The 21,033-nt window shown below is 55.3% G+C and carries 17 protein-coding genes; all 17 read left to right on the top strand.

Translation table 11 applies throughout. The annotated features are described in order from the left end of the window. The 17 genes from rsmH (at position 1) to secA (ending at position 20,989) form a co-directional block, all read left to right on the top strand. Positions 1-942 (top strand): 16S rRNA (cytosine(1402)-N(4))-methyltransferase RsmH, encoded by a 942-nt coding sequence (gene rsmH, locus NA330_RS08505; RefSeq protein ID WP_000970444.1) that lies wholly within the window; start codon positions 1-3, stop codon positions 940-942. Then, positions 939-1,304 (top strand): cell division protein FtsL, encoded by a 366-nt coding sequence (ftsL, locus tag NA330_RS08500; RefSeq protein ID WP_000625651.1) that lies wholly within the window; start codon positions 939-941, stop codon positions 1,302-1,304. The genes rsmH and ftsL overlap by 4 nt, the downstream gene beginning before the upstream one ends. 15 nt (positions 1,305-1,319) lie before the next feature. Next, complete coding sequence (ftsI, locus tag NA330_RS08495; protein ID WP_000642235.1) at positions 1,320-3,086, top strand: peptidoglycan glycosyltransferase FtsI; 1,767 nt, start codon at positions 1,320-1,322, stop codon at positions 3,084-3,086. Beyond that, the gene (murE, locus tag NA330_RS08490) at positions 3,073-4,560 is read left to right on the top strand and encodes a UDP-N-acetylmuramoyl-L-alanyl-D-glutamate--2,6-diaminopimelate ligase (protein ID WP_000775072.1); all 1,488 of its coding nucleotides are present in this window, start codon (positions 3,073-3,075) and stop codon (positions 4,558-4,560) included. Before ftsI ends, murE begins: the two co-directional genes overlap by 14 nt. Continuing rightward, positions 4,557-5,915, top strand: a complete 1,359-nt coding sequence (gene murF / locus NA330_RS08485) for a UDP-N-acetylmuramoyl-tripeptide--D-alanyl-D-alanine ligase (RefSeq protein WP_000626637.1) — start codon at positions 4,557-4,559, stop codon at positions 5,913-5,915. The genes murE and murF overlap by 4 nt, the downstream gene beginning before the upstream one ends. Further along, positions 5,909-6,991 (top strand): phospho-N-acetylmuramoyl-pentapeptide-transferase, encoded by a 1,083-nt coding sequence (gene mraY, locus NA330_RS08480; protein WP_000964138.1) that lies wholly within the window; start codon positions 5,909-5,911, stop codon positions 6,989-6,991. The genes murF and mraY overlap by 7 nt, the downstream gene beginning before the upstream one ends. A gap of 2 nt (positions 6,992-6,993) precedes the next feature. Then, entirely contained in the window at positions 6,994-8,310 is a 1,317-nt protein-coding gene (murD, locus tag NA330_RS08475; RefSeq protein WP_000796441.1) for a UDP-N-acetylmuramoyl-L-alanine--D-glutamate ligase, read from the top strand. Next, a complete protein-coding gene (ftsW, locus tag NA330_RS08470; protein WP_001239803.1) occupies positions 8,310-9,554 on the top strand; it encodes a cell division protein FtsW in 1,245 nt (414 codons plus the stop codon). The genes murD and ftsW overlap by 1 nt, the downstream gene beginning before the upstream one ends. Next, positions 9,551-10,618 (top strand): undecaprenyldiphospho-muramoylpentapeptide beta-N-acetylglucosaminyltransferase, encoded by a 1,068-nt coding sequence (gene murG / locus NA330_RS08465; RefSeq protein ID WP_023241679.1) that lies wholly within the window; start codon positions 9,551-9,553, stop codon positions 10,616-10,618. The genes ftsW and murG overlap by 4 nt, the downstream gene beginning before the upstream one ends. A 118-nt stretch (positions 10,619-10,736) precedes the next feature. After that, positions 10,737-12,212: a UDP-N-acetylmuramate--L-alanine ligase gene (gene murC, locus NA330_RS08460; protein WP_001096072.1), complete on the top strand. Its 1,476-nt coding sequence runs from the start codon at positions 10,737-10,739 to the stop codon at positions 12,210-12,212. Next, entirely contained in the window at positions 12,205-13,125 is a 921-nt protein-coding gene (locus NA330_RS08455; protein WP_000763895.1) for a D-alanine--D-alanine ligase, read from the top strand. Before murC ends, NA330_RS08455 begins: the two co-directional genes overlap by 8 nt. Position 13,126: 1 nt before the next feature. Beyond that, the gene (gene ftsQ / locus NA330_RS08450) at positions 13,127-13,957 is read left to right on the top strand and encodes a cell division protein FtsQ (RefSeq protein WP_000075721.1); all 831 of its coding nucleotides are present in this window, start codon (positions 13,127-13,129) and stop codon (positions 13,955-13,957) included. After that, positions 13,954-15,216: a cell division protein FtsA gene (gene ftsA / locus NA330_RS08445; RefSeq protein WP_000588463.1), complete on the top strand. Its 1,263-nt coding sequence runs from the start codon at positions 13,954-13,956 to the stop codon at positions 15,214-15,216. The genes ftsQ and ftsA overlap by 4 nt, the downstream gene beginning before the upstream one ends. A 60-nt stretch (positions 15,217-15,276) precedes the next feature. Next, positions 15,277-16,428: a cell division protein FtsZ gene (ftsZ, locus tag NA330_RS08440; RefSeq protein ID WP_000462785.1), complete on the top strand. Its 1,152-nt coding sequence runs from the start codon at positions 15,277-15,279 to the stop codon at positions 16,426-16,428. A 100-nt stretch (positions 16,429-16,528) separates the two neighbouring features. Next, complete coding sequence (gene lpxC / locus NA330_RS08435; protein ID WP_000595487.1) at positions 16,529-17,446, top strand: UDP-3-O-acyl-N-acetylglucosamine deacetylase; 918 nt, start codon at positions 16,529-16,531, stop codon at positions 17,444-17,446. 278 nt (positions 17,447-17,724) lie between these two features. Further along, positions 17,725-18,222, top strand: coding sequence for a secA translation cis-regulator SecM (secM, locus tag NA330_RS08430; RefSeq protein WP_000014336.1), 498 nt, complete (start codon positions 17,725-17,727; stop codon positions 18,220-18,222). 61 nt (positions 18,223-18,283) lie between these two features. Beyond that, positions 18,284-20,989, top strand: a complete 2,706-nt coding sequence (gene secA / locus NA330_RS08425; RefSeq protein WP_023241681.1) for a preprotein translocase subunit SecA — start codon at positions 18,284-18,286, stop codon at positions 20,987-20,989. The last annotated feature ends 44 nt before the right edge of the window (positions 20,990-21,033 follow it).

Here is a 21,033-nt window from a genome sequence, read left to right as displayed (position 1 = left end):
ATGATGGAAAATTTTAAACACACTACGGTACTGTTGGATGAAGCCGTTAATGGGCTGAATATTCGTCCGGATGGTATCTATATTGATGGCACATTTGGTCGCGGCGGCCACTCGCGCCTGATCCTCTCGCAACTGGGCGAAGAGGGGCGCTTGCTGGCGATCGATCGCGATCCGCAGGCGATCGCCGTTGCGCAGACCATTAATGATCCTCGCTTCTCCATCATTCATGGACCTTTTTCCGCGCTGGCTGATTATGTCGCCGAGCGCGAGCTTACCGGCAAGATTGACGGGATCCTTCTCGATCTTGGCGTCTCTTCTCCGCAGCTTGACGATGCGGAGCGCGGTTTTTCATTTATGCGCGACGGTCCGCTGGATATGCGAATGGACCCGACGCGCGGCCAGTCTGCCGCCGAGTGGTTACAAACGGCGGAGGAGGCGGATATCGCCTGGGTGCTGAAAACATTCGGCGAGGAGCGTTTTGCCAAACGTATTGCTCGCGCCATTGTTGAGCGCAATCGCGAACAGCCGATGACCCGCACCAAAGAGCTGGCGGAAGTGGTTGCGGCGGCGACCCCGGTAAAAGACAAATTCAAACATCCCGCGACCCGTACCTTCCAGGCGGTGCGCATCTGGGTAAACAGTGAACTGGAGGAGATAGAGCAGGCGCTAAAAAGCTCGCTCAGCGTACTGGCCCCAGGCGGGCGGCTTTCAATCATCAGTTTCCACTCGCTGGAAGACCGTATTGTGAAACGCTTTATGCGTGAGCAAAGCCGCGGTCCGCAGGTACCGGCGGGATTACCGATGACGGAAGCGCAGCTCAAAAAACTGGGCGGTCGTGAGTTACGAGCGTTAGGCAAGTTGATGCCGGGTGAAAAAGAGGTAGCTGAAAATCCTCGGGCCCGTAGTTCAGTTCTGCGTATCGCAGAGAGGACGAACGCATGATCAGCAGAGTGACAGAAGCCCTAAGCAAAGTGAAGGGATCGATAGGAAGCAACGAGCGCCATGCCTTGCCTGGCGTGATCGGTGACGATCTTTTGCGGTTCGGGAAGCTGCCACTCTGCTTGTTCATTTGCATCATTTTAACGGCGGTGACGGTGGTCACGACGGCGCACCATACTCGTTTACTCACCGCGCAGCGTGAACAACTGGTTCTGGAGCGCGATGCATTGGACATTGAATGGCGCAACCTGATCCTTGAAGAAAATGCGCTCGGCGATCACAGCCGGGTGGAGCGGATCGCAACGGAAAAGCTGCAAATGCAGCATGTTGATCCGTCCCAAGAAAATATCGTAGTGCAAAAATAAGGATAAACGCGACGCATGAAAGCAGCGGCAAAAACGCAAAAATCGAAGCGCCAGGAAGAACAGACCAACTTCATCAGTTGGCGTTTTGCGTTGCTGTGCGGCTGTATTTTACTGGCGCTGGTTTTTTTACTTGGACGCGCGGCGTGGCTACAGATTATCGCCCCGGATATGCTGGTGCGTCAGGGTGATATGCGTTCGCTGCGTGTTCAGGAAGTCTCCACCTCACGCGGTATGATTACCGACCGTTCCGGGCGTCCACTGGCGGTCAGCGTACCGGTTAAGGCGATCTGGGCCGACCCGAAAGAAGTTCATGACGCCGGCGGCATCAGCGTTGGCGATCGCTGGAAAGCGCTTTCTACTGCGCTCAATATTCCGCTCGATCAGCTCTCCGCCCGTATCAACGCCAACCCGAAAGGGCGTTTTATTTATCTGGCGCGCCAGGTAAACCCTGACATGGCGGACTACATCAAAAAACTCAAACTGCCGGGCATTCATTTGCGTGAAGAATCACGCCGCTACTACCCGTCAGGAGAAGTAACCGCTCACCTCATCGGTTTTACCAACGTCGACAGTCAGGGGATTGAAGGCGTTGAAAAGAGCTTTGATAAGTGGCTTACCGGTCAGCCTGGCGAGCGAATCGTGCGTAAAGACCGCTATGGCCGCGTGATTGAGGATATCTCCTCCACTGACAGTCAGGCAGCGCACAACCTGGCGTTAAGCATTGATGAACGCTTACAGGCGCTGGTTTACCGCGAACTGAACAACGCGGTGGCGTTTAACAAGGCGGAATCCGGTAGCGCGGTGCTGGTCGATGTCAATACCGGTGAAGTACTGGCGATGGCGAATAGCCCTTCCTATAACCCCAACAACCTTGCCGGTACGCCGAAAGACGCGATGCGTAACCGTACCATCACCGACGTGTTTGAACCAGGTTCTACGGTTAAGCCGATGGTGGTGATGACTGCGCTTCAGCGCGGTATCGTCAACGAAAATACGGTGTTGAATACCGTTCCATACCGAATTAACGGCCACGAAATTAAAGACGTGGCGCGCTACAGCGAATTAACCCTGACCGGGGTTCTACAGAAGTCGAGTAACGTCGGTGTATCCAAACTGGCGTTAGCGATGCCGTCCTCAGCGTTAGTAGATACTTACTCACGTTTTGGGCTAGGAAAGGCGACCAATTTGGGGTTGGTCGGAGAACGCAGTGGCTTATATCCTCAAAAACAACGGTGGTCCGACATAGAGAGGGCCACCTTCTCTTTCGGCTACGGGCTAATGGTAACGCCGTTACAGTTAGCGCGAGTCTATGCAACGATCGGCAGCTATGGCATTTATCGCCCGCTGTCGATTACCAAAGTTGATCCGCCTGTACCCGGCGAACGCATCTTCCCTGAATCCACCGTACGCACCGTGGTGCATATGATGGAAAGCGTGGCGCTGCCGGGCGGCGGCGGCGTGAAGGCGGCAATTAAAGGCTACCGTATCGCGATTAAAACCGGTACGGCGAAAAAAGTGGGGCCGGACGGTCGCTACATCAACAAATACATTGCTTACACCGCAGGCGTCGCGCCTGCGAGTCAGCCGCGCTTCGCGCTGGTGGTTGTCATCAACGATCCGCAGGCGGGTAAATACTACGGCGGCGCCGTTTCCGCGCCGGTATTTGGTGCCATCATGGGCGGCGTTCTGCGCACCATGAACATCGAACCGGACGCGCTGGCAACGGGCGAAAAAAATGAATTCGTAATTAATCAAGGCGAGGGAACAGGTGGCAGATCGTAATTTGCGCGACCTTCTTGCTCCGTGGGTGGCTGGACTACCCGCGCGAGAACTGCGAGAGATGACGCTCGACAGCCGTGTGGCTGCGGCGGGCGATCTCTTTGTAGCAGTGGTGGGTCATCAGGCGGACGGGCGTCGATATATCCCGCAGGCGATAGCGCAAGGCGTAGCTGCCATTATTGCAGAGGCGAAAGACGAGGCGAGCGACGGTGAGATTCGCGAAATGCACGGCGTACCGGTCGTCTATCTCAGCCAGCTCAATGAGCGTTTATCTGCGCTGGCGGGCCGCTTTTACCATGAGCCATCTGAAAACATGCGTCTGGTGGCGGTGACTGGCACCAATGGCAAGACCACCACCACCCAACTACTGGCGCAGTGGAGCCAGTTGCTCGGCGAAACCAGCGCAGTGATGGGGACGGTAGGTAACGGACTGTTGGGTAAAGTGATCCCGACGGAGAACACAACCGGTTCCGCAGTGGATGTTCAGCATGTGCTGGCCAGTCTGGTTGCGCAGGGCGCGACCTTCGGCGCGATGGAAGTCTCTTCTCACGGCCTGGTGCAGCATCGCGTGGCGGCGCTGAAATTTGCCGCCTCCGTGTTTACTAATTTGAGCCGCGACCATCTCGACTATCATGGCGATATGGCGCATTACGAGGCGGCAAAATGGATGCTTTATTCCACCCACCATCACGGTCAGGCAATCGTCAACGCCGATGATGAAGTTGGACGCCGCTGGCTGGCGTCGCTACCCGATGCGGTCGCGGTATCAATGGAAGGGCATATCAACCCTAACTGTCACGGTCGTTGGCTGAAAGCGGAGGCGGTGGAGTACCACGACCGCGGAGCGACGATTCGTTTTGCTTCAAGCTGGGGTGAAGGCGAAATCGAAAGCTGCCTGATGGGCGCGTTTAACGTCAGTAACTTACTGCTGGCATTGGCGACGCTACTGGCGCTGGGCTATCCGTTAACGGATTTGCTGAAAACCGCCGCGCGTTTGCAGCCGGTTTGCGGGCGTATGGAAGTGTTCACTGCGCCAGGCAAACCGACGGTGGTGGTGGATTACGCGCACACGCCGGATGCGCTGGAAAAAGCGTTGCAGGCGGCGCGCCTGCACTGCGCCGGAAAATTGTGGTGCGTCTTTGGCTGTGGCGGGGATCGTGACAAAGGTAAGCGCCCACTCATGGGGGCCATTGCCGAAGAATTCGCGGATATCGTCGTGGTGACTGACGATAACCCGCGTACCGAGGAGCCGCGCGCCATTATCAACGATATTCTGGCCGGAATGCTGGACGCCGGGCAGGTCAGGGTAATGGAAGGCCGCGCTGAGGCGGTAACCAATGCCATTATGCAGGCAAAAGACAATGACGTCGTGCTGATTGCAGGTAAAGGGCACGAGGATTACCAGATTGTCGGCACGCAGCGTCTTGATTATTCAGACCGCGTGACCGCAGCGCGTTTGCTGGGGGTGATCGCATGATTAGCGTAACGCTCAGCAAAATTGCCGATGTCCTTGGCGCCGAACACCGCGGGGCGGATCTCACGCTCGATACGGTCATTACCGACACACGGAAAGTGACGCCGGGATGCCTGTTCGTGGCGCTGAAAGGGGAACGCTTTGATGCGCATGATTTTGCTGATAAAGCAAAAGCGAACGGCGCTGGCGCCCTGCTGGTCAGTCGTCCTCTGGATATCGATCTCCCGCAGGTGATTGTAAAAGACACGCGTCAGGCATTTGGCCAACTGGCCGCCTGGGTACGTATGCAGGTACCGGCGCGGGTGGTGGCGTTAACCGGTTCGTCCGGCAAAACCTCGGTCAAAGAGATGACTGCCGCGATTCTTAGCCAGTGCGGAAATACTCTGTATACCGCAGGCAATTTTAACAACGACATCGGCGTGCCGATAACGCTGCTGCGCTTAAACCATGATTATGACTATGCGGTAATCGAGTTAGGCGCTAATCACCAGGGAGAAATCGCCTGGACCGTTAGCCTGACGCGCCCGGAAGCGGCGCTGGTCAATAACCTGGCGGCGGCGCATCTGGAAGGCTTCGGCTCGTTGGCCGGCGTGGCGAAAGCGAAAGGCGAAATCTATACCGGTTTGCCTGAGAACGGTATCGCGATTATGAATGCCGATAATAATGACTGGCTGAACTGGCAAAGCATTATTGGCGATCGTCAGGTGTGGCGATTTTCGCCGAATGCGGCAAACAGCGACTTTACCGCTGCGAATATCCACGTGACGTCACACGGTACCGAATTTACCCTGCAAACGCCGATGGGCAGCATTGATGTGCTGCTGCCGTTGCCGGGGCGGCACAATATTGCCAACGCGCTGGCGGCCGCTGCTTTATCAATGGCGGTGGGGGCGACGCTGACGGCGATTAAAGCAGGGCTGGCGGCGTTAAAAGCCGTACCCGGGCGTCTGTTCCCGATTCAACTAAGTGAAAACCAACTGGTACTGGATGACGCTTATAACGCCAACGTCGGTTCGATGACCGCCGCAGTGCAGGTCCTTTCTGAAATGCCCGGCTACCGCGTGCTGGTGGTAGGCGATATGGCCGAGCTGGGCGCAGAAAGCGAAGCGTGCCACCTCCAGGTTGGCGAGGCCGCAAAAGCGGCGGGTATTGATCGCGTGTTAAGCACCGGAAAACTCAGTCAGGCTATCAGCCACGCCAGCGGCGTCGGCGAACATTTTGCCGATAAAGCCGCGCTCATTGCGCGTTTACACGCTCTGCTTCAGGAGCAACCGATGATGACTATTTTAGTGAAAGGATCACGCAGCGCCGCGATGGAAGATGTGGTTCATGCGTTACAGGAGAAAGGTTCATGTTAGTTTGGCTGGCCGAGCATTTGGTCAAATATTATTCCGGCTTTAACGTCTTTTCTTATCTGACGTTTCGCGCCATCGTCAGCCTGTTGACCGCGCTGTTCATCTCTTTATGGATGGGCCCGCGTATGATCGCTCGTCTGCAAAAACTCTCTTTTGGCCAGGTGGTACGTAACGATGGCCCGGAATCGCACTTCAGTAAACGCGGTACGCCGACGATGGGCGGCATCATGATCCTGACGGCGATTGTGATTTCCGTTCTGTTATGGGCTTACCCGTCTAACCCGTACGTCTGGTGCGTGCTGGTGGTATTGATTGGATACGGCATTATCGGTTTTGTCGATGACTACCGCAAAGTGGTGCGGAAAGATACCAAAGGGCTGATTGCGCGCTGGAAATATTTCTGGATGTCGGTTATCGCGCTCGGCGTGGCCTTTGCGCTTTATCTCGTCGGGAAAGACACACCCGCGACCCAACTGGTGGTGCCGTTCTTTAAAGATGTTATGCCGCAATTGGGGCTGTTTTACATTCTGCTGTCCTACTTTGTCATCGTCGGTACGGGTAACGCCGTAAACCTGACCGACGGGCTTGATGGTCTGGCGATTATGCCGACTGTTTTCGTTGCCGCCGGCTTTGCGCTGGTGGCCTGGGCGACCGGGAACATGAACTTCGCCAATTACCTGCATATTCCGTATTTACGCCATGCGGGCGAGCTGGTGATTGTCTGTACGGCGATTGTCGGCGCGGGATTAGGATTCTTGTGGTTTAACACCTATCCGGCGCAGGTTTTTATGGGCGACGTCGGATCGCTGGCGTTGGGCGGCGCGTTGGGCATTATCGCCGTGCTGCTGCGTCAGGAGTTCCTGCTGGTGATCATGGGCGGCGTCTTTGTGGTGGAAACTCTGTCGGTCATCCTGCAGGTGGGTTCCTTTAAACTACGCGGGCAGCGTATTTTCCGTATGGCGCCTATCCATCACCACTATGAACTGAAAGGCTGGCCGGAACCGCGCGTGATTGTGCGCTTCTGGATTATTTCGCTGATGCTGGTGCTGATTGGCCTGGCAACGCTGAAGGTACGTTAATCATGGCTGATTACCAGGACAAAAACGTCGTCATTATTGGTCTGGGCTTAACCGGACTCTCTTGCGTGGACTTTTTTCTCGCCCGCGGCGTGACGCCGCGGGTGATGGATACTCGCGTGACGCCGCCGGGTCTGGATAAGCTGCCGCAAGAGGTTGAGCGTCACGTTGGCGGCCTGAACGACGAGTGGCTCTTAGCGGCGGATTTAATCGTCGCCAGCCCTGGTATTGCTCTGGCACATCCCTCTCTTAGCGCTGCCGCCAGCGCTGGAGTAGAAATTGTCGGCGATATCGAACTGTTTTGCCGCGAAGCGCAGGCACCGATTGTGGCCATCACCGGCTCGAACGGCAAAAGCACCGTGACCACCTTAGTGGGCGAGATGGCGAAAGCGGCGGGCGTCAATGTCGGCGTTGGCGGCAATATCGGTCTTCCGGCGCTGATGCTGCTGGATGCCGATCGCGAATTGTACGTGCTGGAATTATCCAGTTTCCAACTGGAAACCACCTCAAGTTTGCAAGCGGCGGCGGCAACGGTGCTCAACGTCACTGAAGATCATATGGATCGGTATCCGTTTGGTTTGCAACAGTACCGGGCGGCGAAACTGCGCGTCTACGAGAAGGCGAAAGTGTGCGTGGTGAATGCCGATGACGCGTTGACGATGCCGGTTCGTGGGGCCGATGAGCGCTGCGTCAGCTTTGGCGTCAATATGGGTGATTATCACCTTAATCGTCAGCAGGGCGAAACCTGGCTGCGAGTCAAAGGCGAGAAGGTGCTGAACGTGAAAGAGATGAAGCTTTCCGGGCAGCATAACTATACCAATGCGTTAGCGGCGCTGGCGCTGGCGGATGCCGTAGGTCTGCCGCGCGCCAGCAGTTTGAAGGCGTTGACGACATTTACCGGTCTGGCGCATCGCTTCCAGCTGGCGTTGGAGCATAACGGCGTACGTTGGATCAACGACTCGAAAGCGACCAACGTCGGCAGTACCGAAGCGGCGCTAAACGGTTTGCATGTGGACGGTACGCTGCATCTGCTGCTGGGCGGCGACGGTAAGTCGGCAGACTTTTCTCCGCTGGCGCGCTATCTGACCGGCGATCGTATCCGCCTGTATTGCTTTGGGCGCGATGGCGCGCAGCTTGCCGCACTGCGTCCGGAAATCGCCCAACAGACTGAGACGATGGAAGAGGCGATGCGTTTGCTGGCGCCGCACGTTCAGCCGGGTGATATGGTGCTGTTGTCGCCCGCCTGCGCCAGCCTCGATCAGTTTAAAAATTTTGAGCAACGGGGCGATGTCTTTACCCGTCTGGCGAAGGAGTTAGGTTGATGCGTTTATCTCTCCCCCGTCTGAGAATGCCGCGCGTACCAGGCTTTGGCCTCCTGGCCTGGCTGTTTGCGGCGCTTAAAGGCTGGGTGATGGCTTCGCGCGATAAAGACGCCGACAGTCTGATCATGTATGACCGCACGCTGCTATGGCTGACCTTCGGGCTGGCGGCGATTGGTTTTGTCATGGTGACGTCGGCCTCCATGCCAGTCGGGCAGCGCCTGGCGAACGATCCGTTTTTGTTTGCCAAACGTGATGCGCTCTATATCTTCCTGGCATTTTGTCTGGCGATGGTCACGCTGCGTTTGCCCATGACCTTCTGGCAAAAATACAGCACGACGATGCTGATAGCGTCGATCATTATGCTGCTTATCGTGCTGGTCGTCGGGAGCTCGGTCAACGGGGCGTCGCGCTGGATTGCGCTGGGGCCGCTGCGTATTCAGCCTGCGGAGTTTACCAAGCTGTCGCTGTTCTGCTACCTCGCGAACTATCTGGTGCGTAAGGTTGATGAGGTGCGAAATAACCTGCGCGGCTTTTTAAAACCAATGGGCGTGATTCTGGTGCTGGCGGTGTTACTGCTGGCGCAGCCTGACCTCGGGACGGTGGTCGTACTGTTTGTCACCACGCTGGCGATGCTGTTTCTCGCCGGGGCGAAATTATGGCAGTTCATCGCCATTATCGGGATGGGCATCTCGGCGGTGATTCTGTTAATCCTCGCCGAACCGTATCGTATTCGCCGCGTTACCTCGTTCTGGAACCCCTGGGAAGATCCGTTCGGCAGCGGTTATCAGCTGACGCAGTCGCTGATGGCTTTTGGTCGCGGTGAGATATGGGGGCAAGGGCTGGGGAATTCGGTGCAGAAACTGGAGTATTTGCCGGAGGCGCACACCGATTTCATCTTCGCCATTATTGGGGAAGAACTGGGTTATATCGGTGTGGTATTGGCGCTTTTAATGGTATTCTTCGTCGCTTTTCGCGCGATGTCGATTGGCCGTAAGGCATTGGAGATTGACCACCGTTTTTCCGGATTTTTAGCGTGTTCTATCGGTATCTGGTTTAGTTTCCAGGCGCTGGTAAACGTTGGCGCGGCCGCGGGGATGCTGCCGACCAAAGGCCTTACGCTGCCGCTGATCAGTTATGGCGGGTCGAGTCTGTTGATTATGTCGACGGCCATTATGTTTTTATTACGTATTGATTATGAAACGCGTCTGGAAAAAGCGCAGGCGTTTACACGAGGTTCTCGATGAGTGGTCAACCGAAGCGGTTAATGGTGATGGCGGGCGGTACCGGCGGGCACGTGTTCCCCGGACTGGCCGTTGCGCATCATTTAATGGCCCAGGGCTGGCAGGTTCGCTGGCTGGGTACCGCCGATCGTATGGAAGCGGATTTAGTGCCGAAGCATGGCATCGACATTGACTTTATTCGGATCTCCGGTCTGCGCGGTAAAGGCGTAAAAGCGCTTCTGGCGGCGCCGCTGCGGATTTTTAACGCCTGGCGGCAGGCGCGGGCGATCATGAAGCGATTTAAGCCGGATGTCGTGCTGGGAATGGGCGGTTATGTTTCCGGCCCCGGCGGTCTTGCCGCCTGGTCATTGGGTATTCCGGTCGTTTTGCATGAGCAAAACGGTATCGCCGGGCTAACCAATCAGTGGCTGGCCAAAATCGCGACCACGGTGATGCAGGCGTTTCCCGGTGCGTTTCCGAACGCGGAAGTGGTGGGTAACCCGGTGCGTACCGACGTACTGGCGTTGCCGTTGCCGCAGGAGCGTCTGGCTGGTCGTGACGGCCCGATTCGCGTGTTGGTGGTCGGCGGCTCTCAGGGGGCGCGAGTCCTGAACCAGACGATGCCGCAGGTTGCCGCCAGACTGGGCGATACGGTTACAATCTGGCATCAAAGCGGAAAAGGCGCGCAGCTCACGGTAGAGCAGGCATATGCCGGGGCGGGACAACCGCAACATAAGGTAACGGAATTTATCGATGACATGGCCGCCGCCTATGCGTGGGCGGATGTGGTGGTATGTCGTTCCGGCGCTTTAACGGTGAGCGAGATCGCCGCCGCCGGGTTACCGGCGATATTCGTGCCGTTTCAGCATAAAGACAGGCAGCAGTACTGGAATGCGCTACCGTTAGAAAACGCCGGCGCAGCTAAGATTTTTGAGCAGCCGCAGTTTACTGTAGAGGCTGTCGCCGACACCCTGGCGGGGTGGTCGCGCGAGGCGTTGTTAACCATGGCGGAGCGTGCCCGCGCGGTATCCATTCCGGATGCTACCGAACGCGTCGCCAGTGAAGTCAGCCGGGTTGCCCGGACATAATTTGTGGCGGTGCCTTTTGCATCGCAGGGTTTTTCTACCCTCAATAATTTGGGTTGCAGGCAAGCCAACGCATCTGCAATTTGAAGTATGGCGGGTATTGGAGTTAATGGCGTAAAGAATGAATACACAACAACTGGCAAAACTGCGTTCCATCGTGCCCGAAATGCGTCGCGTTCGGCACATTCACTTTGTCGGCATCGGTGGTGCTGGTATGGGCGGTATTGCCGAAGTTCTGGCCAATGAAGGGTATCAGATCAGTGGTTCCGATTTAGCGCCGAATCCGGTGACCCAGCAGTTGACGAGCCTGGGGGCGACGATTTTCTTTAACCATCGTCCGGAAAATGTGCGTGATGCCAGCGTGGTCGTCGTTTCCAGCGCAATTTCCGCGGATAACCCGGAAATTGTCGCGGCGCATGAAGCGCGTATTCCGGTTATTCGCCGTGCGGAAATGCTGGCGGAACTGATGCGTTTTCGCCACGGCATCGCCATTGCCGGGACGCACGGAAAAACCACAACGACCGCGATGGTGTCCAGTATTTATGCCGAAGCGGGGCTGGACCCGACTTTCGTGAATGGCGGACTGGTGAAAGCCGCAGGCGTTCATGCGCGTCTGGGCCATAGTCGTTACCTGATTGCCGAGGCAGATGAGAGCGACGCGTCCTTCCTGCATTTGCAGCCGATGGTCGCGATCGTCACCAACATCGAAGCCGACCATATGGATACCTATCATGGCGACTTTGAAAATTTAAAGCAGACGTTTATTAACTTCCTGCATAACCTGCCGTTCTACGGTCGCGCGGTAATGTGCGTCGACGATCCGGTCATCCGCGAGCTGCTGCCGCGGGTGGGGCGTCAGACCACGACGTATGGCTTTAGCGAGGATGCTGACGTCCGCGTAGAAGATTATCAGCAGATAGGGCCGCAGGGGCACTTTACGCTGTTGCGCCAGGGAATGCCGGATCTGCATGTCACGTTGAATGCGCCGGGTCGCCACAATGCCCTGAATGCCGCTGCGGCAGTGGCGGTAGCGACCGAAGAAGGCATCGACGATGACGCTATCCTGCGCGCGCTGGAAAGCTTCCAGGGGACCGGGCGTCGTTTTGACTTCCTCGGCGAGTTCCCGCTTGAGCCGGTGAATGGTAAAGCCGGGACGGCGATGCTGGTGGATGACTATGGCCATCATCCGACTGAAGTAGACGCCACCATTAAAGCTGCGCGAGCAGGGTGGCCGGATAAAAACCTGGTGATGCTGTTTCAGCCGCACCGTTACACGCGCACGCGCGATCTGTATGACGATTTCGCCAATGTGCTGACCCAGGTCGATGCGCTGCTGATGCTGGACGTTTACCCGGCGGGCGAAGCGCCGATTCCGGGCGCGGATAGCCGTTCTTTATGTCGTACGATTCGTAATCGGGGAAAAATTGACCCGATTCTGGTTTCCGATCCGGCTCAGGTTGCGACAATGTTAGCGCCGGTGCTGACGGGTAACGACTTGATATTAGTGCAAGGCGCAGGAAATGTTGGCAAAATTGCGCGTTACTTATCTGAAATCAAGCTGAAGCCGCAAATCCAGGAGGAAGAGCAACATGGCTGATAAAATCGCGGTCCTGTTGGGCGGAACCTCTGCGGAGCGGGACGTTTCGTTAAATTCCGGCGCGGCAGTGTTGGCCGGGTTACGTGAAGGCGGCATTGATGCGCATCCCGTCGATCCGCAAGAGGTCGATGTCGCGCAGCTTAAAGCAATGGGCTTTCAGAAGGTCTTTATTGCGTTGCATGGCCGTGGCGGTGAAGATGGCACCTTACAGGGAATGCTTGAACTGCTCGGCCTGCCTTATACCGGCAGCGGCGTGATGGCCTCGGCGCTTTCCATGGATAAACTGCGCAGTAAATTGCTGTGGCAGGGCGCAGGCTTACCGGTTGCGCCGTGGGTCGCGCTGACGCGCGCTGAGTTTGAAAAAGGCCTTAGCGAAGAACAAAAAGCGCGAATTTCGGCGCTGGGTTTACCGCTGATCGTCAAACCCAGCCGTGAAGGCTCCAGCGTCGGTATGACGAAAGTAGTAGAAGAAAATGCTTTACAGGGTGCGTTATCATTGGCTTTTCAGCATGATGACGAAATACTGATTGAGAAATGGCTGTGCGGTCCGGAATTTACGGTGGCGATAGTTGGCGAAGAAATTTTACCGTCAATTCGTATCCAACCGGCAGGAACCTTCTATGATTATGAGGCGAAGTATCTCTCTGATGAGACTCAGTATTTCTGCCCTGCCGGTTTAGAAGCGTCCCAGGAAGCCGCGCTACAGTCTCTCGTCCTGCAGGCATGGAAAGCTTTAGGCTGCACGGGATGGGGGCGTATTGACGTCATGCTGGACAGCGATGGTCAGTTTTATCTGCTGGAAGCCAATACTTCTCCGGGGATGACCAGCCATAGTCTGGTGCCGATGGCGGCGCGTCAGGCGGGAATGAGCTTCTCGCAGTTAGTGGTACGAATTCTGGAGTTGGCGGACTGATATGTCGCAGGCTGCGCTGAACACGCGAAACAGTGATGAAGAGGCGCCTTCTTCACGCCGCAATAATGGAACGCGTCTTGCAGGAATTTTATTCCTGCTGACGGTACTGTGCACCGTGTTTGTTAGCGGGTGGGTCGTGTTAGGGTGGATGGAAGATGCGCAGCGTTTACCGTTATCAAAGCTGGTATTAACCGGCGAGCGTCACTACACGCGTAACGATGATATCCGTCAGGCGATACTGGCTCTGGGCGCGCCGGGAACCTTCATGACGCAGGATGTGAACATTATCCAGAGCCAGATTGAGCGTTTGCCGTGGATTAAACAGGCCAGCGTCAGAAAACAGTGGCCTGATGAATTGAAGATTCATCTGGTTGAATATGTGCCGATTGCGCGTTGGAATGATCAACATATGGTCGATGCTGAAGGGAACACCTTCAGTGTGCCGTCAGACCGCATCGGCAAACAGGTTTTACCCATGTTGTATGGCCCGGAAGGCAGCGCGAGTGAAGTGTTGCAGGGATACCGCGAGATGGGGCAGGTGCTGGCTAAGGATAAATTCACTCTAAAGGAAGCGGCGATGACCGCACGTCGCTCCTGGCAATTGACGCTTAATAACGGCATTAAGCTCAATCTCGGCAGGGGCGATACGATGAAAAGGTTGGCTCGCTTTGTAGAACTCTATCCGGTTTTACAGCAGCAGGCGCAAACCGATGGCAAACGGATTAGCTACGTTGATTTGCGTTATGACTCAGGTGCGGCAGTTGGCTGGGCGCCGCTCCCCCCTGAGGAATCTAATCAGCAACAGAATCAGGCACAGGCAGAACAACAATGATCAAGGCGACGGACAGAAAACTGGTAGTAGGACTGGAGATTGGCACCGCGAAGGTTGCCGCTTTAGTAGGGGAAGTTCTGCCCGACGGTATGGTCAATATCATTGGCGTGGGCAGTTGCCCATCGCGGGGTATGGATAAAGGCGGGGTGAATGACCTTGAGTCAGTGGTGAAATGCGTTCAGCGCGCCATTGACCAGGCGGAATTGATGGCCGATTGCCAGATCTCCTCGGTATATCTGGCGCTTTCCGGCAAACATATTAGCTGTCAGAATGAAATTGGTATGGTGCCCATTTCCGAAGAGGAAGTGACGCAAGAAGATGTGGAAAACGTCGTGCATACTGCGAAGTCAGTGCGCGTGCGCGATGAACATCGCGTGCTGCATGTGATTCCTCAGGAGTACGCCATTGACTACCAGGAAGGCATTAAAAATCCGGTCGGTCTTTCCGGCGTGCGTATGCAGGCGAAAGTACATTTGATTACCTGCCACAACGATATGGCAAAAAACATTGTCAAAGCTGTTGAACGTTGTGGTCTGAAAGTTGACCAACTGATATTTGCCGGACTGGCGGCCAGTTATTCCGTGTTAACGGAAGATGAACGTGAACTGGGCGTCTGTGTCGTGGATATCGGCGGTGGTACAATGGATATCGCCGTTTATACTGGCGGCGCGCTGCGTCATACCAAAGTGATCCCTTACGCAGGGAACGTGGTGACCAGCGATATCGCTTATGCCTTTGGTACGCCGCCGAGCGATGCTGAAGCCATTAAAGTTCGCCACGGTTGCGCGCTGGGTTCCATTGTCGGTAAAGACGAAAGCGTTGAAGTACCGAGCGTAGGCGGGCGTCCGCCGCGCAGCCTGCAACGTCAGACGCTGGCGGAAGTGATTGAGCCGCGTTACACCGAGCTGCTCAATCTGGTCAACGAAGAGATATTGCAATTACAGGAACAGCTTCGCCAACAAGGGGTAAAACATCACCTGGCGGCGGGGATTGTGTTAACCGGCGGCGCGGCGCAAATCGAAGGGCTTGCTGCTTGCGCTCAGCGCGTGTTTCATACGCAGGTGCGTATCGGCGCGCCGCTGAATATCACCGGTCTGACGGATTATGCCCAGGAGCCGTATTACTCAACGGCGGTGGGATTGCTTCACTACGGGAAAGAGTCCCACTTAAACGGTGAAGCAGAAGTGGAAAAACGTGTTACGGCATCAGTTGGCTCGTGGATCAAGCGACTTAATAGCTGGCTGCGAAAAGAGTTTTAATTTTTATGAGGCCGCCAGATATTACGGCCTCAGGCGACAGGCACATGACGGAGAGAGATTATGTTTGAACCTATGGAACTAACCAACGACGCGGTGATTAAAGTCATCGGCGTCGGTGGTGGCGGCGGTAACGCTGTTGAACACATGGTGCGCGAGCGCATCGAAGGTGTTGAATTCTTCGCGGTGAATACCGATGCTCAGGCGTTGCGTAAAACGGCGGTTGGCCAGACCATTCAAATTGGTAGCGGCATTACCAAAGGTCTGGGCGCTGGTGCTAACCCGGAAGTCGGTCGTAACGCGGCGGACGAAGACCGTGAAGCGCTGCGTGCGGCGCTTGAAGGCGCAGACATGGTATTTATCGCGGCAGGCATGGGCGGCGGTACCGGAACCGGCGCGGCGCCAGTGGTTGCTGAAGTGGCAAAAGATTTAGGTATTCTGACCGTTGCCGTGGTGACTAAACCTTTCAATTTTGAAGGTAAAAAGCGCATGGCATTTGCGGAGCAGGGTATCACTGAGCTGTCCAAGCATGTGGACTCGTTGATCACCATCCCGAACGACAAGCTGCTGAAAGTGCTGGGCCGTGGTATCTCCCTGCTCGACGCGTTCGGCGCGGCTAACGACGTGCTGAAAGGCGCGGTTCAGGGCATCGCAGAGCTGATCACCCGCCCGGGTCTGATGAACGTCGACTTTGCTGACGTGCGTACCGTGATGTCTGAAATGGGCTACGCAATGATGGGCTCCGGCGTGGCGAGCGGTGAAGATCGTGCGGAAGAAGCGGCTGAAATGGCTATTTCTTCTCCGCTGCTGGAAGATATCGACCTGTCCGGCGCGCGCGGCGTGTTGGTCAACATTACGGCGGGCTTCGACCTGCGTCTGGACGAGTTTGAAACCGTCGGTAACACCATTCGCGCGTTTGCGTCGGATAACGCCACCGTGGTTATCGGTACTTCTCTGGACCCGGATATGAACGACGAACTGCGCGTGACCGTTGTTGCCACTGGAATTGGTATGGACAAGCGTCCTGAAATCACTCTGGTCACCAATAAACAGGTGCAGCAGCCGGTGTTGGATCGTTATCAGCAGCACGGTATGGCGCCGCTGACGCAGGAGCAAAAAACGGTCGCGAAAGTGGTTAACGACAATACACCACAGGCGGCGAAAGAGCCGGATTATCTGGATATCCCCGCATTCCTGCGTAAGCAAGCTGATTAAGAATTAGCTGGAATTTGGGATTCTGGGCTCTTTGTGCTAAACTGGCCCGCCGAATGTATAGTACACTTCGGTTGGATAGGTAATTTGGCGAGATTATACGATGATCAAACAAAGGACACTTAAACGTATCGTTCAGGCGACTGGCGTCGGTTTACACACCGGCAAAAAAGTCACCCTGACATTACGCCCTGCGCCGGCCAATACCGGGGTCATCTATCGTCGCACCGACTTGAATCCACCGGTAGATTTCCCGGCCGATGCCAAATCTGTGCGTGATACCATGCTCTGTACGTGTCTGGTGAATGAGCATGATGTACGGATTTCAACCGTTGAGCACCTGAACGCTGCTCTGGCGGGCTTAGGTATCGATAACATCGTTATTGAGGTTAATGCCCCGGAAATCCCGATCATGGATGGCAGTGCCGCTCCGTTTGTCTACCTGCTGCTTGATGCCGGTATTGATGAACTGAACTGCGCCAAAAAATTCGTACGCATCAAAGAGACTGTTCGGGTTGAAGATGGCGATAAATGGGCTGAATTCAGACCGTACAATGGTTTTACGTTGGATTTCACCATCGACTTTAACCATCCGGCGATCGATTCCAGCAGCCAGCGCTACGCGATGAACTTCTCTGCGGATGCGTTCATGCGCCAGATCAGCCGTGCGCGTACCTTCGGTTTTATGCGTGATATCGAATATCTGCAGTCCCGCGGCCTGTGCCTGGGCGGCAGCTTCGATTGTGCCATCGTTGTTGACGATTATCGCGTATTGAACGAAGACGGCCTGCGTTTTGAAGATGAATTCGTTCGTCACAAAATGCTCGACGCGATCGGTGACTTGTTCATGTGTGGTCACAATATTATTGGTGCGTTTACCGCGTATAAATCCGGTCACGCATTGAATAACAAATTGTTACAGGCAGTCCTGGCAAAACAGGAAGCCTGGGAATTTGTGACCTTCCAGGACGACGCAGAACTGCCGTTGGCTTTCAAAGCGCCTTCGACGGTACTGGCATAACGACATACGCTGTCGTATAAAATTCGACTGGTTAACCTGGCACTCTCTCCGGCCAGGCGAGCCAGTCGTTTTTTTTACTATCCTTTATCTGCGCTTTCCTTAATACAGCCATTTTGACAGGGTTAAATGGAAACACGGCGCGTTCGCTGTTTTCTTAGCCGATTTTCACCTTAGCTTCTCGTCATTACTGCTGTAGCGCGTACGCTTTAATGATAAGATTTGTGCGCAAATTGTTTTGATTCCGTAAGCCCATGAAGGGCATATCAGGTGGCAATGACGTGAGTGGAATACTGACGCGCTGGCGACAGTTAGGCAGACGATACTTCTGGCCGCATCTCTTATTAGGGATGGTCGCGGCGAGTTTTGGTTTGCCCGCGCTCAGTAACGCCGCTGAAACCAATACGCCTGCAAGGACGACCGCCAGCACCGCGTCTAAAGTTAACTTTAGCCATCTTGCGCTGTTAGAAGCCTCTAACCGTCGTCCCAATTTCACCGTAGATTACTGGCATCAGCACGCTATTCGCACGGTGATTCGCCACCTTTCTTTTGCAATGGCGCCGCAAACGCTGCCCGTTGCCGACGCGCCGTCGCCATTACAGGCGCATCATATCGCCTTACTGAATACGCTCAGCGCGATGCTCACGCAGGAGGGCACGCCGCCGGCGATTGTTCGCCGCCTCTCCCTGGCGTATTTTGCGCCACAAACCGCATTTAGCATCCCGGCCTGGATAAGTCAGGCGCAGGGTATCCGCGCCGGTCCGCAACGTCTCAGCTAACGAAAAAAGACCCTTTTACTTTATTTGTAGCTCCGCGGCGCGGGGCATTTGAGACTTTATTATGCTAATCAAATTATTAACCAAAGTATTCGGTAGCCGTAACGATCGTACGCTGCGTCGTATGCGTAAGGCCGTCAGCCTTATTAATGCGATGGAACCGGAGATGGAAAAACTCTCCGATGACGAACTGAAAGCGAAAACCAACGAATTTCGCGCCCGTATTGAAAAAGGCGAAAGCGTAGAGAGCCTGATTCCGGAAGCGTTCGCGGTGGTGCGTGAAGCCAGTAAACGCGTCTTTGGGATGCGTCACTTCGACGTTCAGCTATTGGGTGGTATGGTGCTCAACGATCGCTGTATCGCCGAAATGCGTACTGGTGAAGGTAAAACGCTGACCGCAACGCTGCCAGCCTACCTGAACGCGCTGTCCGGCAAAGGCGTTCATGTGGTAACCGTGAACGACTATCTGGCGCAGCGTGACGCCGAAAACAACCGCCCGCTATTCGAATTCCTCGGTATGTCCGTTGGTATCAACCTGCCTGGTATGCCTGCGCCAGCCAAACGTGAAGCTTACGCTGCCGACATCACTTACGGCACTAACAACGAATACGGTTTTGACTACCTGCGCGACAACATGGCGTTCAGCCCGGAAGAGCGCGTGCAGCGTAAACTGCATTATGCGCTGGTGGATGAGGTTGACTCCATCCTGATCGATGAAGCGCGTACGCCGCTGATTATTTCCGGCCCGGCGGAAGATAGCTCGGAAATGTACAAAAAAGTGAACAAAATCATTCCGCACCTGATTCGTCAGGAGAAAGAAGATTCTGACACTTTCCAGGGCGAAGGCCACTTCTCCGTTGATGAGAAAGCGCGCCAGGTTAACCTGACCGAACGCGGTCTGGTGCTGATTGAAGAGCTACTGGTGCAAGAAGGCATTATGGATGAAGGCGAGTCGCTCTACTCGCCTGGCAATATTATGTTGATGCATCACGTCACCGCCGCGCTGCGCGCGCACGCGCTGTTTACCCGTGACGTGGATTACATTGTGAAAGACGGCGAAGTCATCATTGTTGATGAACATACCGGTCGTACCATGCAGGGGCGTCGCTGGTCTGACGGTCTGCACCAGGCGGTAGAAGCGAAAGAAGGCGTTGAAATTCAGAATGAAAACCAGACGCTGGCGTCTATTACCTTCCAGAACTACTTCCGTCTGTATGAAAAGCTGGCCGGTATGACCGGTACGGCGGATACTGAAGCCTTCGAATTTAGTTCTATCTATAAGCTGGACACCGTCGTTGTTCCGACCAACCGTCCGATGATCCGTAAAGATTTGCCGGATCTGGTCTACATGACCGAAGCGGAAAAAATCCAGGCCATTATCGAAGATATTAAAGAGCGTACCGCGAACGGTCAGCCAGTGCTGGTCGGGACGATTTCTATCGAGAAATCTGAAGTGGTCTCCAGAGAGCTGACCAAAGCGGGCATCAAACATAACGTACTGAACGCAAAATTCCACGCCAACGAAGCAGGCATCGTTGCGCAGGCTGGTTATCCAGCGGCGGTCACTATCGCTACTAACATGGCGGGTCGTGGTACCGATATTATGCTGGGCGGTAGCTGGCAGGCGGAAGTCGCCGCGCTGGAAGCGCCGACGGAAGAACAGATTGCGCAGATTAAAGCGGACTGGCAGGTACGCCATGACGCGGTTCTGGCTGCCGGTGGTCTGCATATCATTGGCACCGAGCGCCATGAATCCCGCCGTATCGACAACCAGCTGCGTGGCCGTTCCGGTCGCCAGGGCGATCCGGGTTCTTCCCGTTTCTACCTGTCGATGGAAGATGCGCTGATGCGTATTTTCGCCTCCGATCGTGTCTCCGGTATGATGCGTAAACTGGGGATGAAGCCGGGCGAAGCGATTGAGCACCCGTGGGTGACGAAAGCTATCGCTAACGCGCAGCGTAAAGTAGAAAGCCGTAACTTCGATATTCGTAAGCAACTGCTGGAATATGATGATGTGGCGAACGATCAGCGCCGTGCAATTTATACCCAGCGTAACGAACTGCTGGATGTGTCTGACGTGAGCGACACCATTAACAGCATTCGCGAAGATGTCTTTAAGGCGACTATCGACGCCTACATTCCGCCGCAGTCGCTGGAAGAGATGTGGGATATCCCGGGTTTGCAGGAACGCCTGAAAAACGACTTCGACCTGGAGATGCCGATTGCCGAATGGCTGGATAAAGAGCCGGAGCTGCATGAGGAGACGCTGCGTGAGCGCATCCTGGCGAAGTCCATCGAGGTGTATCAGCGTAAAGAAGAGGTGGTTGGCGCTGAAATGATGCGTCATTTCGAAAAAGGCGTGATGCTGCAAACGCTCGATTCCCTGTGGAAAGAGCATCTGGCGGCGATGGATTACCTGCGTCAGGGTATTCATCTGCGCGGCTATGCGCAAAAAGATCCGAAGCAGGAATACAAGCGCGAATCCTTCGCTATGTTCGCCGCGATGCTGGAATCGCTGAAATATGAAGTGATCAGTACCCTGAGCAAAGTCCAGGTACGTATGCCGGAAGAGGTCGAAGCGATGGAAATGCAGCGTCGCGAAGAGGCGGAGCGCCTGGCGCAGATGCAGCAGCTAAGCCATCAGGATGACGATACCGCCGTGGCTGCCGATCTGGCCGCCCAAACCGGCGAACGTAAGATTGGACGTAACGATCCTTGCCCTTGCGGTTCCGGTAAGAAATACAAACAGTGTCACGGTCGCCTGAGCTAATGCGATAAACTTACCGGCCTGATAAGACATAATGTGTTGCCATC

It is taken from the genome of Salmonella sp. NW722 (assembly GCF_051702785.1).
Lineage (GTDB): Bacteria > Pseudomonadota > Gammaproteobacteria > Enterobacterales > Enterobacteriaceae > Salmonella > Salmonella enterica.
Note: the sequence above shows the minus strand (reverse complement) of the source record. Positions and strands in the feature narration are given on the sequence as shown.

What these genes read in the sequence shown, in the direction of transcription:
- rsmH (WP_000970444.1), top strand. Translation starts at nt 1, where the DNA reads ATGATGGAAAATTTTAAACACACTACGGTACTGTTGGATGAAGCCGTT.
- ftsL (WP_000625651.1), top strand. Translation starts at nt 939, where the DNA reads ATGATCAGCAGAGTGACAGAAGCCCTAAGCAAAGTGAAGGGATCGATA.
- ftsI (WP_000642235.1), top strand. Translation starts at nt 1,320, where the DNA reads ATGAAAGCAGCGGCAAAAACGCAAAAATCGAAGCGCCAGGAAGAACAG.
- murF (WP_000626637.1), top strand. Translation starts at nt 4,557, where the DNA reads ATGATTAGCGTAACGCTCAGCAAAATTGCCGATGTCCTTGGCGCCGAA.
- mraY (WP_000964138.1), top strand. Translation starts at nt 5,909, where the DNA reads ATGTTAGTTTGGCTGGCCGAGCATTTGGTCAAATATTATTCCGGCTTT.
- murD (WP_000796441.1), top strand. Translation starts at nt 6,994, where the DNA reads ATGGCTGATTACCAGGACAAAAACGTCGTCATTATTGGTCTGGGCTTA.
- ftsW (WP_001239803.1), top strand. Translation starts at nt 8,310, where the DNA reads ATGCGTTTATCTCTCCCCCGTCTGAGAATGCCGCGCGTACCAGGCTTT.
- murG (WP_023241679.1), top strand. Translation starts at nt 9,551, where the DNA reads ATGAGTGGTCAACCGAAGCGGTTAATGGTGATGGCGGGCGGTACCGGC.
- murC (WP_001096072.1), top strand. Translation starts at nt 10,737, where the DNA reads ATGAATACACAACAACTGGCAAAACTGCGTTCCATCGTGCCCGAAATG.
- NA330_RS08455 (WP_000763895.1), top strand. Translation starts at nt 12,205, where the DNA reads ATGGCTGATAAAATCGCGGTCCTGTTGGGCGGAACCTCTGCGGAGCGG.
- ftsQ (WP_000075721.1), top strand. Translation starts at nt 13,127, where the DNA reads ATGTCGCAGGCTGCGCTGAACACGCGAAACAGTGATGAAGAGGCGCCT.
- ftsA (WP_000588463.1), top strand. Translation starts at nt 13,954, where the DNA reads ATGATCAAGGCGACGGACAGAAAACTGGTAGTAGGACTGGAGATTGGC.
- ftsZ (WP_000462785.1), top strand. Translation starts at nt 15,277, where the DNA reads ATGTTTGAACCTATGGAACTAACCAACGACGCGGTGATTAAAGTCATC.
- lpxC (WP_000595487.1), top strand. Translation starts at nt 16,529, where the DNA reads ATGATCAAACAAAGGACACTTAAACGTATCGTTCAGGCGACTGGCGTC.
- secA (WP_023241681.1), top strand. Translation starts at nt 18,284, where the DNA reads ATGCTAATCAAATTATTAACCAAAGTATTCGGTAGCCGTAACGATCGT.